This is a genomic window from Salinibacter pepae, assembly GCF_947077775.1.
Lineage (GTDB): Bacteria > Bacteroidota > Rhodothermia > Rhodothermales > Salinibacteraceae > Salinibacter > Salinibacter pepae.
The window spans coordinates 1,365,768-1,381,752 of sequence record NZ_CAMTTE010000001.1 but is presented as its reverse complement, the minus strand read 5'-3'; the positions used below and the strand labels follow the sequence as shown (position 1 = coordinate 1,381,752).

Genomic DNA, 15,985 nt, shown 5'->3' with positions numbered 1-15,985 from the left:
TCTGTAACGACGCGCTATTCCCCCAGCAACGCCCTCATGTCGATCTATGTCAGAAGAACACGCTACCGAAAGCACGAACGGGACCAATGGGTGCCCGGTGATGCACAACGGGTCCAACGGATCGGTGGAGCAGCGGGACAGCATGCCCGAGACGAGCCGCGAGTGGTGGCCCGGCAGCCTGGACGTTGAGATTCTCGACCAGAACGCGCAAAACGTCGGTCCCTGGAATGGGGACTTCGACTACGCGGAGGCCTTTCAGGAGCTCGACTACGAGGCCCTGAAGGCCGACATCGAGGAGGTGATGACGACCTCGCAGGAGTGGTGGCCGGCCGACTACGGCCACTACGGGCCGCTCTTCATTCGGATGTCGTGGCACGCCGCGGGCACGTACCGGACCACCGACGGGCGCGGGGGCTCGTCCGGCGGCCGTCAGCGGCTGGCCCCCCTCAACAGCTGGCCCGACAACGCGAACCTCGACAAGGCCCGGCGGCTGCTCTGGCCCGTGAAGCAGAAGTACGGGCGGAAGATCTCCTGGGCGGATCTGCTGGTGCTGGCCGGCAACGTCGCCATGGAGTCGATGGGCTTCGAGACGTTTGGCTTTGCCGGCGGCCGGACGGACGACTTCAAGCCCGACGAGTCCATCGACTGGGGGCCCGAAGACGAGATGGAGACCTGGGGGCGGTTCAACGAAGAAGACGAACTCGACAACCCGCTCGGCGCAACCGTGATGGGCCTCATCTACGTAAACCCGGAGGGACCGGAGAGCACCCCGGACCCGGAATGGTCGGCCCAGCGGATCCGTAAATCCTTCGGCCGAATGGCGATGAACGACCGGGAGACGGCCGCCCTCATCGCCGGCGGGCACACATTCGGGAAGGTCCACGGCGCCGACACCGACGAGCACCTCCAGGCCGAGCCCGAGGCGGCTCCCATCGAGCAGCAGGGCCTCGGCTGGCACAACGAGCACGGCTCCGGCAAGGGCGGCGACACCATTACCAGTGGCATCGAGGGCCCCTGGACCGACGCCCCGACCGAGTGGGACATGGGCTACCTCGACTTCCTGCTCGACTACGAGTGGGAGGTCCACAAGGGCCCCGGGGGCGCGTGGCAGTGGCGCCCGAAGAGCGACGAGCTGAAAGGGGTCGTGCCCGACGCCCACGACGCCTCAGAGACGGTAGACCCCATGATGCTCACGACCGACGTGGCCCTGAAGCGGGACCCGGACTACCGGGAGATCATCGAGGACTTCCGCGAAAACCCGGATGCGTTTGAGGACGCGTTCGCACGGGCCTGGTTCAAGCTGCTGCACCGCGACATGGGCCCGAAGGAGCGATACCTCGGTCCGGAGGTCCCGGAAGAGGACCTGATCTGGCAGGACCCCGTGCCTGATGCCGACCACGACCTGATCGGCGACGAGGAGATCGCCGAGTTGAAGGAGGCGATCCTGGAGACCGACCTGTCCGTCTCCCGCCTGGTCAAGACCGCCTGGGCGTCGGCCTCGACCTACCGGGACAGCGACAAGCGTGGCGGGGCGAACGGCGCGCGCATTCGCCTGGAGCCGCACCGGAACTGGGAGGCGAACGAGCCGCCCCAGCTGGCCCACGCCCTGGAGGTGCTGACGGGCATCCAGAAAACCTTCAACGACGCGCGGTCCGACGACGTGCGGGTGTCGCTGGCCGACCTGATCGTCCTGGGCGGCAGCGCCGCGATCGAGAAGGCCGCGGCGGATGCGGGCCACGACGTGGAGGTGCCGTTTACCCCCGGCCGCACCGACGCCACACAGGAGCAGACCGACGTCGAGGCGTTTGAGTACCTCGAGCCGAAGGCGGACGGCTTCCGCAACTACATCGCCGACGACCCGTGGCAGGACTGGACCCCCGAGGAGTTTCTGGTGGACAAGGCCGATCTGCTCAACCTGACGCCCGCCGAGACCACGGTCCTCGTCGGCGGCATGCGCGCACTGGACGCCACCCACGAGCAGGCCGACGGGTACGGCGTTTTCACCGACCGCCCGGAGACGCTGAACAACGACTACTTCGTGAACCTGCTCGACATGGATCACGAGTGGGATCCGGTTTCGGAGGACAAGCAGCACTTCAAAATCCGGGACCGGGACACCGGCGAGGTCAAGTGGAAGGCCACCCGCGTGGACCTGATCTTCGGGTCCAACTCCCGGTTCCGGGCGCTGTCGCAGGTCTACGGGTCCGGCGACGCGGAAGAGAAGTTCGTCGAGGACTTCGTAGACGCCTGGACGAAGGTGATGACCCTCGACCGGTTCGATCTTGAGTAGACGGTCGTCCCCTCCCCGAATGACGGGGGCGAGCTTCCGTCACGGATGGACAGCCCGAAGAGGGGCGGACCTCGCGTTCGCCCCTCTTTCGTGTTTGGCACGCGCACCTGTTTCCCAACCCCCCCCACGACCGCATGTCCGATTCTGAGTCCGCTGATCCCCACAGCCCGTCCCCCACCGGCGACGGGCAGGACACCGAGCCCCGAGACGCCGACGGCCACGAGGTTGCTCGCCGGGGCGACACCGAAGCCATGGAGGGGCTCCTCGAACAGGGAATGGATCCCAACCACACGAACGAGCACGGCCACAGCCTCCTCATGATCGCCGCCTACAGCGACCAGCCCGAGATGGCGGATCTGCTGATCGAGCACGGGGCCGATCCGGACCGGTCGGGCCCCAGCGGCAGCACGCCCCTCATGGGGTGCTGCTTCAAGGGCCTTGCCGAGGCGGCGGCGGTGCTCATCGAGGCGGGGGCCGACGTGAATGCGACCGGGGCCCGTGGCGCGACGGCGCTCATGTACGCGGCCACGTACGGGGAGTCGGCACTCGTGGACCTGTTGCTGGAGCACGGGGCCGATCCCACCACGACGAACGAGCAGGGCCAAACGGCCGCCGAGCAGGCCGCCGCGGAAGGGCACGAGGAGATCGCTGAGCGGCTGCGGCAGGCCACGGCGGGGGCGTGAGCATCAACGTACGGGGGCCTCCCGTGCATCCGCCGCCACGTGCCGGAACGTACGGCTCGTTTCGCCCCGTACGGGCCCGTGGACGAGGCCCCTCGGCGAGCCGCGCAACAGCCCGTGGGGGGAGGCGTTGGACTGCGCGGCACCTCTCTCTACTACGCAATGCTGTCTCCCGACCCCACTCGTACCGTGAAGCAACGCACGCTCGGAACCAGCACCCTCACCGTCTCCGCGGTCGGCCTCGGCTGCATGGGCATGTCCGACTTCTACGGCACGCCCGACGAGAACCGGGCCATCAAGACGCTCCAGCGGGCCCTGGACCGCGGCCTCACCTTCTTCGATAGCGCCGACATATACGGCCCCTTCACCAACGAAAAGCTTCTGGGCCGCGTGCTGGACGCGCACCGGCACCGGGTCACGATTGCCACCAAGTTCGGCATCGTGCGGGACGAGTCGGGCGAGGTGCACGGCCTCAACGGCCGTCCGAGCTACGTGAAGACGGCCTGCGAGGACTCCCTGCAGCGCCTCGGCGTCGACACCATCGACCTGTACTACCTCCACCGCGTGGACCCGGAGGTGCCGATCGAGCACACGGTGGGGGCCATGGGGCGGCTCGTGGAAGAGGGAAAGGTGCGGCACCTGGGCCTGTCGGAGGCCGCCGCCGACACGCTCCGCCGCGCGAACGAGGAGCATTCCATCACGGCGCTCCAGACGGAATATTCGCTCTGGAGCCGCGACCCGGAGGACGACATTCTGCCGATGTGCCGCGAGCTGGGCATTGGCTTCGTGCCGTACAGCCCGCTCGGCCGCGGCTTTCTCACCGGTCGCTTCCAGTCGCCCGAGGACCTGCCGGAGGGCGACTGGCGCCGCCACAACCCGCGCTTCCAGGGCGAGAACTTTCAGAAGAACCTGGACCTGGTGGCGGAGGTGAACCGGCTGGCCGACGCGAAGGACGTGACGCCCGCGCAGCTCGCCCTCGCCTGGGTGCTGCACCAGGGCGACGACATCGTCCCGATCCCGGGCACGACCGACCCGGATCACCTCGACGAAAACATTGCGGCGCTCGACGTCTCCCTTTCCGAGGAGGAGCTTGCCCGCATCGACGAGATCGCGCCCCAGGGCGTGGCGGCCGGCGACCGCTACCCGGACATGAGCTCTGTAAATCGGTAGCAGGTCAGTCTGCAAGCTTCTCATCGTCTCATTTCGACACTGGCTTTCGTCGACGGTCGATGATGAAGAGATAGTGTGGCGTACAGTAGTGCGGCTTTCAATTTGGGAATGTGGAAGGGGGGTAGTTGGTCTTTGAAGAGAAAGCGAGAGCGGAAAATGGGACAAGGGGACAACGAAAAATGGAAGATTGCAGTCCTCGGGCCGATGCACCCGTACCGGGGCGGCATTGCGCACTTCACGGAGATGACGGTGACGGGGCTGAACGAGCGCGGGCACGACGTGCGGCCGGTCACCTTCTCACGGCAGTATCCCGAGCTCCTCTTTCCCGGCGAGACGCAGTACGAGCCGGAGAGCGACGCGCCCGAGGCGGTCCGGGGTGCCCCGCGCCTTCTCGACTCCATCAACCCGGTTTCGTGGTTCCGGACAGGGTTTCACCTGCGGGACGCGGCCCCCGACGCCGTGGTGTTTCAGTACTGGATGCCGTTCTTCGCGCCCGCCTACGGCGTCGTGGCGCGGGGGCTGCGGCGGCACTACGGCATCCCCTCGTTTGCCGTCGTGCACAACGCCCTGCCCCACGAGCGGCATCTCGGCGACGCGGCGCTCAGCCGCTTCTTCCTCGACGCCTGCGCCGGGCACGTCGTGATGTCCGACGCCGTGGCCGCCGATGCCCGGCGGCTGGCCGGGCCGGGGGCGCAAATCGAACAGATTGCCCACCCGGTCTACGAACGCTTCGGGGACCCCGTCCCGAGAGGCGAGGCCCGCGCGGCACTCGGCCTGCCCGACGACGCGCCGGTGATTCTCTTCTTCGGCTTCGTGCGGGAATACAAGGGGCTGCACGTTCTCCTGAAGGCGATGCCGGACGTGCTGGCCGACCACCCCGACCTGCGCCTCGTCGTGGCGGGGGAGCCGTACGACGACCCGGAGCGCTACCGCGCGATGATCGACCGGCACGGGCTTCACGACCGGGTGCAGTGGCACGACGCCTACGTCCCGTCCGACGCGGTCCCGACCTATTTCTGCGCCGCCGACCTCGTGGTGCAGCCCTACGTGTCGGCCACGCAGAGCGGCGTCGCCCAGATCGCGACCCACTTCGAGCGGCCCATGGTGGTGACCGACGTCGGCGGCCTCGCGGAGTCGATTCCACACGAGGAGGCCGGCTTCGTCGTCTCGCCCGAGGACCCGGAGGCCCTGGCCCGGGCCATCGGTCGCTTCGTCCGGGCGGACTGGGCCGGGCGGCTCACGGAGGGGGTGCGCGAGCGGAAGCGCGCCCAGCAGCCCGCCCGCCTGATGGAGGCCATCGAACGGTTGGCGGCGAGGCACGCGGGCTGAGAAGAGGGCTGCCCGGCGCCCCGAGAATTTATTGTCGGTACCGGTCGAACCAGCCGAGCACGTGGTCGACCTTTGTGATGAGCTGGCTGGGCCGGTACGCAATGCCGTGGGAGGCGCCCGGGATCTCGACGTAGGCCGCCTCTACGCCGCGCAGCTTCAGCCCGTTGTAGAGCTGCTTGGCCTGCCAGGGGGGCGTGCGGCGGTCGTCGCCCCCCACGATGACGACCGTCGGCGTGCTCATGGAGCCGAGCAGCGAGACCGGGGACACGTCCCAGTACTCCATCGGGTTCTCCCACGGCTGCCCCGGGTAGCGGTACTCGGCGTAGCCGTAGTAGTTGTCCGCCGCCAGGGTCTTGCTGATCCAGTTGGTGACCGGCTTCTGCACGGCCGCGGCCCGGAACCGGTCGGTTTTGCCCGTGATCCAGGCGGCGGAGGTGCCGCCCGCGCTGCCGCCGGTGACGTACAGGCTGTCGGCCGCCACGTAATCCCGCTCGACGAGCCGGTTGACCCCGTCCATGATGTCCTGGTACTCCCCGCCCGAGAAGTCGTTGTAGAGCAGGTTGCCGAACGCCTCGCCGTAGCTGGTGCTGCCCCGCGCATTGGGATAAAATACGACGTACCCGGCCGCCGCGTAAAGCTGAATCTCCGCGGAGAACCGGTCGCCGTAATTCGAGATCGGGCCGCCGTGAATCTCCACCATCAGCGGGTAGGCGCGGTCCGGGTCGTAGTTCGGCGGCGTCACCACCCAGCCGTGGATCTCGCGCCCGTCCTTCGAGGAGGCGTAGCGGATCTCCTCCACGGCGCCGAGGGCGCGGTCGTCGAGGAGGTCCCCGTTCAGGTCCGTGAGCTGCCGCGTCGTGTCTTGGCCCCGGCGCGTGACCGCCAGCTCGGCGGGGTGGGCGGGCGAGGTTTGGTTGAAGGCAAGGCGTCCTGCCTCCGAGACAGAAAAGTCGCCGCCGCCGTACGGGCGGCCGATCGACGTGCCGCCCAGATTTGTCGCCACCACCGAGGTCGAGCCGTCGAGGGGGGTGTGGCCCAGTGTGGTCGTGCCCTCGTCCTCATACTGGATGTAGAGCCCGTCGCCGTCCTCGTCCCAGGCGATGTCGTCGATCGAGCGGTCCAGGCCGAGGTCGACGGCCCGTCGGTTGGAGCCGTCCCGTCCCATCACGTAGAGCCGGGTCACCTGGTAGGTCTGGACCTCGTCGTCGTACCCGAGGTAGGCGATCGTCTCCCCGTCCGGCGACACGCGGGGCGTGTGGTCGGGGCCGAAGCGGTCCGTCAGCGGCGTGCTCTCGCCCCCGTCCACCGGGACCCTGTAGAGCTCCGAGTTGCGGCGCTCGCGCGTCCAGTTGTCGTGGCGGTTGGCCGAGTAGAGGAGCGCCTCCCCGTCGGGCGTCCACACCGGGCGGCTGGAGTGGTTGTAGTCGCCGGCGGTTACCTGGCGGGCGCGGCCGCCCTCGGCCCGCACGACGAACAGGTGGTCGTGCCCGTAGTCGAGGACGCCCGTCCCGTCCGATTCGTGGTTGAGGCGCGTCTCCACGCGGGGCGGCTCCGCCCAGTCGGCCCCCTCCGGCGGCTCCGGGCGCGAGGCCAGCGTGGGCTCGGGGGCCGACACGTGCATGGAAAACGCGAGGTGCGTTCCGTCCGGCGACCACGAGAGGCCGCTCGGGGCATTCTCCACCTGCGTGATGCGGGCGGTCTTGTTCTGCTCCACCCAGTGGACGTAAATCTCGGTGCCGTGCTCTTCGTCCGAGCTGGTGAACGCGATTTTCGAGCCGTCCGGGGACCAGCGGGGCGAGGACTCGTCGGCCGTCCGGGGGGTCAGCTTCGTGTGGTCGGTGCCGTCTGCGTCGAGGCGCCAGAGGGCGGAGGTCCGGCGGTCCTCCATCACGTCCATGCCCCGCCGCTGGTACACAATCTGGCTGCCGTCGGGAGACACCTGCGGGTGGGCCACCCACTCCAGGTCAAACACGTCCATGCGGGAGAAGGGCGCGTCCTGGCCGTGGGCGAGGGCGGGAAGGGCGAGCGCAACGAGCAGGGCGAGAACAGCGCGGCGGGCCATCGGGGGCGTGAAGAAAGTGCACAGGGGGCGAGTCACGTACCTATGAAGAAAAGAGACCCAGGCCGGGAAGGCAATCATGTGTGGTCTGCGGGGCCGGATCCGTGGGGCTACGGCGACGAAGGAGTCGGGCGGAGGCGGGCGAGCCTGCGATTTGTGTGGAGTTTCTGCGATTTAAACGCGTCCCCCGGCGCGTCCCGTGTCATCTTTCGTCCGACTTCTTTAGAATCAATCTAAACAAATTCAGCTCACCCAACCCCACACGCACCTCTCATGAAGCGACTTCTCAGCCTCAGCCTCGTCGTCACCCTGGTCCTGTCCCTGCTCGGCTGCGGCGGGGAGCAGCAGGACGAGCTCGTCATCTATTCGGGCCGCAGCAAGGCCCTCGTTGATTCGCTGGTCCAGCAGTACCGACAGCAGGCGGACGTGCCGGTCCGCGTGCGCTACGGCACCGACTCGCAGCTGCTGGCCGCGCTTCAGGAGGAGGGCGACCAGTCTCCGGCCGATGTGTTTTGGGCGAACACGACCGGCGCCCTGGGCAACGCCGTCAACAACGGCCTGCTGACCGAGCTGCCCGACACGCTGGCGAATCGCGCGGCCCGCTTCACCCCGTCGAACCAGCGGTGGACCCCGGTCACGACCCGTTTCCGGGTGCTGGCCTACAACAGCGACGCGGTGAGCCCGGAGGACCTCCCCGACTCGGTGCTCGACCTGCCGGAGCACGAGGAGTTTGAGGGCCGCGTCGGATGGACGCCGGCCTACTCGAGCTTTCAGGACTTCGTGACGGCGCTCCGTGTGACGGAGGGGGCGGAGACGGCTCGCACGTGGCTGTCGGACATGCAGGCGCTGAACCCAAACGGTTACACCTCCAACACGCCGATGGTGCGGGCCCTGGAGGCCGGCGAGATTGACGTGGCGCTGACAAACCACTACTACGTCCTGCGCCTGAAGCACGGCGGGGCGGAGGGGGAGTACGAAGGGGAAGAGGAAGAGGGCGAGGAGCACGAAGAAGAGGCCGAGGAGGAGGCCGCGCCCCGGGCCTCCGCGCCGGTTGAGATGTATCACTTTGCCGACGGGGACCTTGGCAACCTTGCTCTCGTAACGGGGGCGGGAGCGCTGCAGACGAGCAACCAGCCCGACGCGGCGAACCGGTTCCTGCGGTTCCTGCTTTCGGAACAGGCGCAGTCCTTCGCCGCGACCCGTGTAAACGAGTATCCCGTGGTGTCGGGCACGTCGGTGCCGGACTACATGATGCCGGCGGACGAGGCCCTGACGTTGAGTCCGGAGTTCGACCTGCAGCAGCTCCAGAACATGGAGCCGACGCTCGATCTGCTCCGCGACGCCGGGGCGCTTTAGCCCCCTGCCGGGACGGCGTGTGGGCGCACGGAGAAGCGGAGTTGGTCTCTCGTACACGCCCACACGTCTGTCCGTTCATCCGCACCCGCAAAACCGATCTCCCGCTCGCGTGCTGGACACGATCCGCCGCCGCTGGTACGTGACGATCCCCGTGGCGGTCGTCGTGGGGGGCGTGCTCATTCCGCTGGTGTACCTGCTGCTCCGCGCCTTCCAGGCGGACCCGGGGACGCTGTGGGACCTGGTGGTGCGGGGGCGCACCCTGCGGCTCCTGGGGAACACGGTGGGGCTCACCGTGGGCGTGCTCGCGGGCACGAGCGCACTGGCGCTCCCGCTGGCCTGGCTGACCACCCGCACGGCCCTCCCGGGCCGAAAGGCGCTCACCCTGCTGGGCGTGCTCCCCCTTGCGGTGCCCGGCTACGTGATGGCGTACGCCCTGATGGCCACGACGGGCGAATACGGCACGCTCGCGCAGACACTCGGCCTCGTGGTGCCCCGGCTGAGCGGCTACACCGGGGCCTGGCTTGCGCTCAGCCTCTCGACGTTCCCGTACCTCTTTCTGAACCTCCGGACGGCCTTCCTGGGGCTGGATCCGTCCCTGGAGGAGTCGGCCCGGGCGCTGGGGCGCGGCCGGTGGCGGGTCTTCGTGCAGGTGGTGCTGCCGCAGCTGCGCCCGGCCTTCCTGTCGGGCGGGCTCCTGGTGGCCCTCCACGTGCTGGGCGACTTCGGGGTCGTGTCGCTCATGCGGTACGACACGTTCAGCTACGCGCTCTACATCCAGTACGCGGCCTCCTACGACCGCATCTACGCGGCCTGCCTCGCGCTCATGCTGTTGATCCTGACGGGCGCGATCCTGCTGCTGGAGGCGCGGTTGCTGAAGGGGCTCCTGTTTCACCGGACGGAGAGCGGCACGAGCCGCACCGCCGCCCGGTACGAGCTGGGGCGTGGGCGCTGGGGCGGGTACGCCTTTGCGCTGGGCGTGGCGGGGCTGTCGGTGGTCCTGCCGGCGGGCACGGTCGGGTACTGGATGACCGACGCGGCGGCGGGCGGGGTGCCCTGGGCCGGTCTGGGGGCGGCCCTCTGGGACTCGGTGTCGGCCTCCGCCCCCGCCGCCGTGCTGGCGGCCCTGCTGGCCCTGCCGGTGGCGTACCTGGGCGTGCGGCACCCGTCCCCCTGGACGCGCGTCGTCGAGCGTGCCGCCTACCTGGGCTATGCCACGCCCCCGCTGGCCTTTGCGCTCGCGCTCATTGTGTTCTCGCTCGGGGCCGTGCCGTTCGCGTACCAGACGCTGGCCCTGCTCGTGACGGCCTACGCGCTTCACTTCATGGCGGAGGCCGTGGGCCCCGTGCGGAGCGCGCTCTACCAGGCGCCCCCCCACCTCGAAGAGGCCGCCCGGTCGCTGGGCCGCTCGCCGCTCGGGGCGTTCGTGAGCGTCACCTTTCCGCTCGTGCGGCGCGGCCTGCTCGTGAGCATGGCGTTCGTCTTCCTCTCGGCCATGAAGGAGCTGCCCCTCACCTTCCTCCTGGCGCCGATCGGGTTCGAGACGCTCGCCCTCAACACGTGGAGCTACGCGGAGGAGGCAATGTTTGGGCAGGCGGCCCCCTACGCGCTCACCATCATGTTCGTCTCGGCGCTCTTCGTGGGCGTGCTGCTGCTCCGCGAGCAGGCGAGCGAGCGCCCCGCAGCCGCGGAGCGCACGTAGACCCGTTCAATTGTGCCGTCGCCGGACGACACGCCGGGAACGACCCCGGCCGACGATAGGTGCCATTTTCTGTCATGAGCACCCCGATCCTCTCCGTTCAGAACCTGACCAAGCGGTTTGGGCCCGAGGCCCCGCCCGTCGTCCACGAGGTGTCGTTCGAGGTGGAGGACGGCGAGATCTTTTCGATCTTGGGCCCGAGCGGCTGCGGCAAGACGACGACGCTTCGCTGCGTGGCGGGCTTTGAGGAGGCTTCGGCGGGCACGATCGCGGTGCGGGACCAGACGCTCTCCGGGCCCGGCGTGCACGTGTCGCCGGACGCGCGGGATGTGGGGATTGTCTTTCAGAACTACGCCCTCTTTCCGCACCTCACGGTCCGCGAGAACGTGGCGTTTGGGCTCGATGGGGCGTCGGAGGCGGCGCGGTCCGCCCGGGCGCAGGAGGCGCTGGAGATGGTGGGGCTCGACGGCTTCGAGGACCGGCGGCCCCAGCACCTCTCGGGCGGGCAGCAGCAGCGGGTGGCCCTCGCGCGCACCCTCGCCCCGGAGCCGGACCTCATCCTGCTCGACGAGCCGTTCTCCAACCTCGATGCCCTGCTGCGACAGGAGACGCGCCAGGAGGTGCGGGAGCTCCTGAAGAACAAGGGCATGAGTGCCGTCTTCGTCACGCACAACCAGGAGGAAGCCCTCTCCTTTGCCGACCGCCTGGCCGTGATGCGGGGCGGGCAGCTCGACCAGATCGGCACGCCGGAGGCGGTCTACTACCACCCCCGTACGCTTTTCGTCGCCCAGTTCCTGGGCCGCACCAACCTGCTGCTCTCGCAGGCCGCCGGCACCGAGGCGGACACGCCGCTGGGGCGCGTGGGGCTCAACGAGGCGGCGGAGGGGACGGTGCTGGTGTCGATGCGGCCGGAGCACCTTGCGCTGGAGGCGCCGGAGGCCTCGGACGGCACGGTGGGGACGGTCGTGGGCCGGGCGTTCAAGGGGCACGACATCACGTACCGGGTGTGTTGTGGGGGAAGCGAGTACCTCGTCCACACCGACAACCGGCGGTTCTACGAGCCGGGCGACACGGTGGCCGTCCGCCCCCTCGAACCGGCTGTCGTGCTGGAAAGCCGGGCCACCCCTGCCGAGGTGCCAAGCGGGGCCACGCCTGTACCGGAGCCCGAAGAGTAGCTCGTCGCGAGTCATGCATCGTCTCGTTCATGGCCTCAACGCCGGCCTCGCGCTTCTACTAATCGGCGGAAGCCTCTGGGCCTTTCCGCGGCTTCCGGTCCGCATTCCGCGTCACTTTGGGCTCGGCGGCACGGCGGACGCCTACTGGGCGGCGACGCTTGTGCACTGGATGCTGGTGCCGGCCATCGCGCTCATCGTCGTCGGCCTCGTGTACGGGGCCGCCTGGGTGACCGGCAGGGCCTCCGGAAGCATCAACGTGCCGAATCAGCAGCAGTACGACGCCCTCGCCCCGGCCGCCAAGCGCGTGGTGTGCCGCGACGTGCAGGTCTTTCTGTACGGGACCGCCACCGCGATGCTCGTCGTGTTCGGGGTCGCGCAGTGGGGCACCTACCAGGTGGCCACGTCGGCCACGGACACGCTTCCCGGGGTCGTGCGGGGCGTCACCCTCGGCGTCCCCATGCTCCTCCTGGGGGCGGCGGGTGGCCTGGCGTGGTGGCTCCCGCGGCGCGTGCGGCGGCTCGCGGACGATGCGTAGATTGGGGCCGGAGGCTTCGTAACGACGAGAAGAACTGGCAGACTCAGGGGCGCGTAGAGCTTCTGTCTCCTCTTGCCTCAACCTCCCCCTTCCATGACGACCGACTACGACGTCATCGTGATTGGCGGCGGGGCCGGCGGCCTCTCCGCGGCCGGCATCGCCACCAACCTCGGCGCCAAGACCACCATGATCGAGCGCGACGCCCTCGGCGGCGACTGCACGTGGACCGGCTGCGTGCCGAGCAAGACGCTCCTCAAGGCCGCGACGGTGGTCCACCAGGCCCAGACGGCCAGCAAATACGGCCTCACCGACCAGTCCGTCGAGGTCGACTTTGGGGGCGTGATGGAGCACGTCCGCCAGGTGCGACAGGACGTGTACGAGGAGGCCGACGCGCCGGAGATCTTCGAGGACCTGGACATCGACGTGCGGCAGGGGGACGCGCACTTCATCGACGCGCACACCGTCGCCGTGGAGCGCGACGACGGGACGACCGAACAGGTGACGGGGCGCTACGTGATCGTGGCGGCGGGGGCGAGCCCGCTCGTCCCGCCCATCGACGGCCTCGGCGAGGTCGACGTTCTCACCAACGAGACGCTCTTCGAGCTTGAAGAACAACCGGAGCGGCTTGCGATCGTGGGGGGCGGACCCATCGGGACCGAGATGGCGCAGGCCTTTGCACGGCTCGGCACGGAGGTCGTCGTGCTCGACATGGCCGACCGCATCCTCTCGAACGACGACGCCGAGCTGGCCGCCACACTCCGGGAGACGCTGGAGGGGGAGGGCGTCGAATACGTGTTGGGGGCGCAGGTGGAGGAGGTGGCGCAGTCCGGCAGCACGATCACGATTTCGGCGGGAGCACACGGCCCCGTGGAGGCCGACGCGCTGCTTCTCGCCACCGGTCGCACCGCCCACGTCGACGGCCTCCACCTCGACGCCGCGGGCATCGACTATACCCGCCAGGGCATCACCGTCGACGACCGCTGCCGCACGAGCCAGGGTCATGTCTACGCCGTGGGCGACGTGACGGGCCGCTACCAGTTCACGCACATGAGCAACCACATGGCGAAGGTGGCCGTCACGAACGCACTCCTGAAGGTGCCCTCGAAAATCGACGCCGACCACGTGCCGTGGGTCACCTACACGGAGCCCGAGCTGGCGCACGTGGGGGCGCACGCCGCCGATCTCGACGAGCAGGGCGTCTCCTACGAGACCTACCGCTTCCCGTACGACCAGCTCGACCGCGCCATCACCGAGAGCGAGACGACCGGCCAGATCAAGGTCCACGCGAAGTCCCTCACCGGCACCATCCTGGGCGCGAGCGTCCTCGGCGAGCGGGCCGGCGAGCTGATCACGGCGTTCACGATTGCCATGCGCAACGGCGTCACGCTCCGCAACCTGGGCGACACGATCCACCCCTACCCGGCCTACGGCGAGGGCGTCCGGCGGGTGGCGGATCAGTGGTACGTGCAGAAGCAATCGCCCACCGTCACAAAGGTGCTGCAGACGGTCTTCGGCTACCGTGGGCCGGTGCTCAAGTACGGGCCGGACGAGATTGTGTGATTCGTTTCGTGCAGGGCGTTTTGCGTTGAGGGTGGGGGGGAGAACGAACAGAGCAGTGGGAGCGTGGGGGCAACGAAGAAACTTGGTGAGGGAGGAGTGGTGGAAAGGGACTGTGAAGTGACACTTGCTCTCCTCCGCGCTCCCGTGCCCGTCCATGCCGTATCGTCTCCTGTGCTCGGCGGTGATCGCCGCCGTTGCGTCTGTCCTCCTCGTCGCCCCTCACGCCGCGGCCCAGTCGCTCGAGATTGAGCCCGCCAGTCCCGCCCTCCAGGTCGGCCAGAGCCAGCAGCTGGAGGCCTACTACGTGAACGCGGACGGGGAGCGCGTGCGCGACACGACCGTCGTCTTCTACGCCCGCAGCGACGCGGCGCCGACGAGCCGAGCGGGCGAGGTGACGGCGGCGGCGCCCGGCACCCACGAGATCATCGCGCTGCGGCCCGGCACCGGGTCTCAGGATCGCATCGTGCAGCGCGTGTCGGTGACGGTTGCCCAGGCCCCGGTCGGCGAGGTGGCGTTCGCCGAGGCCCCGTCGCAAATCTATGCGGGCACGCAGGTGCCCCTCGTCGCCGAGGCCCGGACGGCAGACGGGCAGGTGCGCGATGATGTTGCCGTGCAGATGGAGAGCAGCAATCCCGAGGTGGCCGCCGTGGATCGACTGGGCCGGATCGATGCCGAGGCGCCCGGACGCGTGACGCTCACGGCGCGGGCTGAGGGCCACGAGGCCACCACGACTGTGGACGTGAGGGAGAACCCGGTGGCGTCGCTGACACTGAGCGGCGGGGCCGACTCGGCCCGCACGGGGGACGTGCTCGACTTTGCGGCCACGGCCCGGACCGAGGCCGGCACCGCCGTAGGCGATGCCCCAATCCGGTACGCCGTGCGCACCGACCACACGGAGCCGATCGCGCCGGGCGCGACCGCCGAGATTGGGAGCGACGGGCGCTTCGTGGCGGAGGACGCCGGGCAGTACACCGTCGTGGCCACGAGTGGGGGGCACACCGCCACCCACACCGTCTCGGTGACGCCCCGCGACCTGGAAGGGGCGATCGAGGTCGTGGGCCGGGGGCGCGTCTCCAACGTGCACACCTCGGACCTCTGGGTGTGGGAGGCGCCGGACGGCCGCGACTACGCCATCACCGGCACCTGGGGGGGCGACGGCGAGGCCTACTTCTGGGACGTGACCAACCCGTCCGACATCACGCCGGTCGACACGGTCACCGTCGACGCCCGCACGGTCAACGACGTAAAGGTGAGCGACGACGGGCGCACCTGCATCATCAGCCGCGAGGGGGCGTCCGACCGGAAGAACGGCATGGTGATTCTTGACTGTTCGGACCCGACCGACGTGTCGATCGTCACCGAGTACACGAACCGCCTCACCGGCGGCGTCCACAACCTGTTCATCTACGAGGACCACGTCTACGCCCTCAGCAACGGCCGCCGCTACGAAATCATCAACATCGAGAACCGCGCGAACCCGACCCGGGTCACCGACTTCGAGCTCGAGACGCCCGGCCACTCGATCCACGATGTGTGGGTGGACGACGGCATCGCCTACTCGTCGAACTGGGACGACGGGGTCGTGATGGTGGACGTGGGCAACGGCGTGAAGGGGGGCTCGCCCTCGAATCCGGTCGAGATGGGGCGCTACGCCTACCCGAGCGGCTGGAACCACGCCGCGTTTCCGTACGACGACGCGGAGACGGGCAAAGACTGGGTCGTTGCGGGCGACGAGGCCTTCCCCAACGGCCTGAACACCGAGAATGAGCCGACCATTCCCGCCGGCTGGCTCCACTTTGTCGACGTCACCGATCCCGAGACCCCGTCCGAGGAGGCGCGGTACCGCGTGCCCGAAGCCGGCTCGCACAACTTCTGGGTGGACGGCGACACGCTCTACGTCGCCTACTACAACGCCGGGCTGCGCGTGGTGGATCTGTCCGGGGACCTCAAGGGCAACCTCTACGAGCAGGGCCGTGAGATTGCGCACTTCAAATCCCACGATCCCGAGGGCCGCATTCCCAACGCCGCGATGGCCTGGGGGCCGCAGCCGCATGAGGGACACGTCTTCTTCTCCGACTGGAACTCCGGCCTCTGGGCGGTGGAGCTGACGAATGGAGAGTAAGGAGTGATGAGTG

At 68.9% G+C, this 15,985-nt stretch carries 11 protein-coding genes; 10 read left to right on the top strand and 1 reads right to left on the bottom strand.

Annotated features, from left to right (window positions below; translation table 11 throughout):
- Positions 1–142 precede the first annotated feature (142 nt).
- The 4 genes from katG to OJA40_RS05675 all read left to right on the top strand — a co-directional run bounded on the left by katG (position 143) and on the right by OJA40_RS05675 (position 5,469).
- The gene (gene katG, locus OJA40_RS05690) at positions 143–2,290 is read left to right on the top strand and encodes a catalase/peroxidase HPI (protein ID WP_423816501.1); all 2,148 of its coding nucleotides are present in this window, start codon (positions 143–145) and stop codon (positions 2,288–2,290) included.
- Positions 2,291–2,424: 134 nt separating this feature from the next.
- A complete protein-coding gene (locus OJA40_RS05685; RefSeq protein ID WP_208425829.1) occupies positions 2,425–2,973 on the top strand; it encodes an ankyrin repeat domain-containing protein in 549 nt (182 codons plus the stop codon).
- 186 nt (positions 2,974–3,159) lie between these two features.
- Complete coding sequence (locus OJA40_RS05680; RefSeq protein WP_208425830.1) at positions 3,160–4,140, top strand: aldo/keto reductase; 981 nt, start codon at positions 3,160–3,162, stop codon at positions 4,138–4,140.
- Positions 4,141–4,344: 204 nt separating this feature from the next.
- Positions 4,345–5,469, top strand: coding sequence for a glycosyltransferase family 4 protein (locus OJA40_RS05675; RefSeq protein ID WP_263810104.1), 1,125 nt, complete (start codon positions 4,345–4,347; stop codon positions 5,467–5,469).
- Between the two features lie 28 nt (positions 5,470–5,497).
- Here the strand turns inward: OJA40_RS05675 and OJA40_RS05670 are convergent, their stop codons facing one another.
- On the bottom strand, positions 5,498–7,609 hold the full coding sequence (locus OJA40_RS05670) for a S9 family peptidase (RefSeq protein WP_208425832.1): 2,112 nt from the start codon (positions 7,607–7,609) through the stop codon (positions 5,498–5,500).
- A 192-nt stretch (positions 7,610–7,801) separates the two neighbouring features.
- Here OJA40_RS05670 and OJA40_RS05665 point away from each other — a divergent pair, with 192 nt between their 5' ends.
- The 6 genes from OJA40_RS05665 to OJA40_RS05640 all read left to right on the top strand — a co-directional run bounded on the left by OJA40_RS05665 (position 7,802) and on the right by OJA40_RS05640 (position 15,972).
- Entirely contained in the window at positions 7,802–8,884 is a 1,083-nt protein-coding gene (locus OJA40_RS05665; protein WP_208425833.1) for an iron ABC transporter substrate-binding protein, read from the top strand.
- Between the two features lie 109 nt (positions 8,885–8,993).
- Entirely contained in the window at positions 8,994–10,583 is a 1,590-nt protein-coding gene (locus OJA40_RS05660; RefSeq protein ID WP_263808023.1) for an ABC transporter permease, read from the top strand.
- Between the two features lie 74 nt (positions 10,584–10,657).
- On the top strand, positions 10,658–11,755 hold the full coding sequence (locus OJA40_RS05655) for an ABC transporter ATP-binding protein (protein WP_208425834.1): 1,098 nt from the start codon (positions 10,658–10,660) through the stop codon (positions 11,753–11,755).
- A 13-nt stretch (positions 11,756–11,768) separates the two neighbouring features.
- Positions 11,769–12,290 carry a DUF1648 domain-containing protein gene (locus tag OJA40_RS05650; RefSeq protein WP_208425835.1) on the top strand — a complete coding sequence of 174 codons (522 nt, stop codon included), beginning with the start codon at positions 11,769–11,771 and terminating at the stop codon, positions 12,288–12,290.
- A gap of 93 nt (positions 12,291–12,383) precedes the next feature.
- Positions 12,384–13,850: a dihydrolipoyl dehydrogenase family protein gene (locus OJA40_RS05645; RefSeq protein WP_263810102.1), complete on the top strand. Its 1,467-nt coding sequence runs from the start codon at positions 12,384–12,386 to the stop codon at positions 13,848–13,850.
- A gap of 154 nt (positions 13,851–14,004) precedes the next feature.
- Positions 14,005–15,972, top strand: coding sequence for an Ig-like domain-containing protein (locus OJA40_RS05640; RefSeq protein ID WP_263810101.1), 1,968 nt, complete (start codon positions 14,005–14,007; stop codon positions 15,970–15,972).
- Positions 15,973–15,985: the final 13 nt, after the last annotated feature.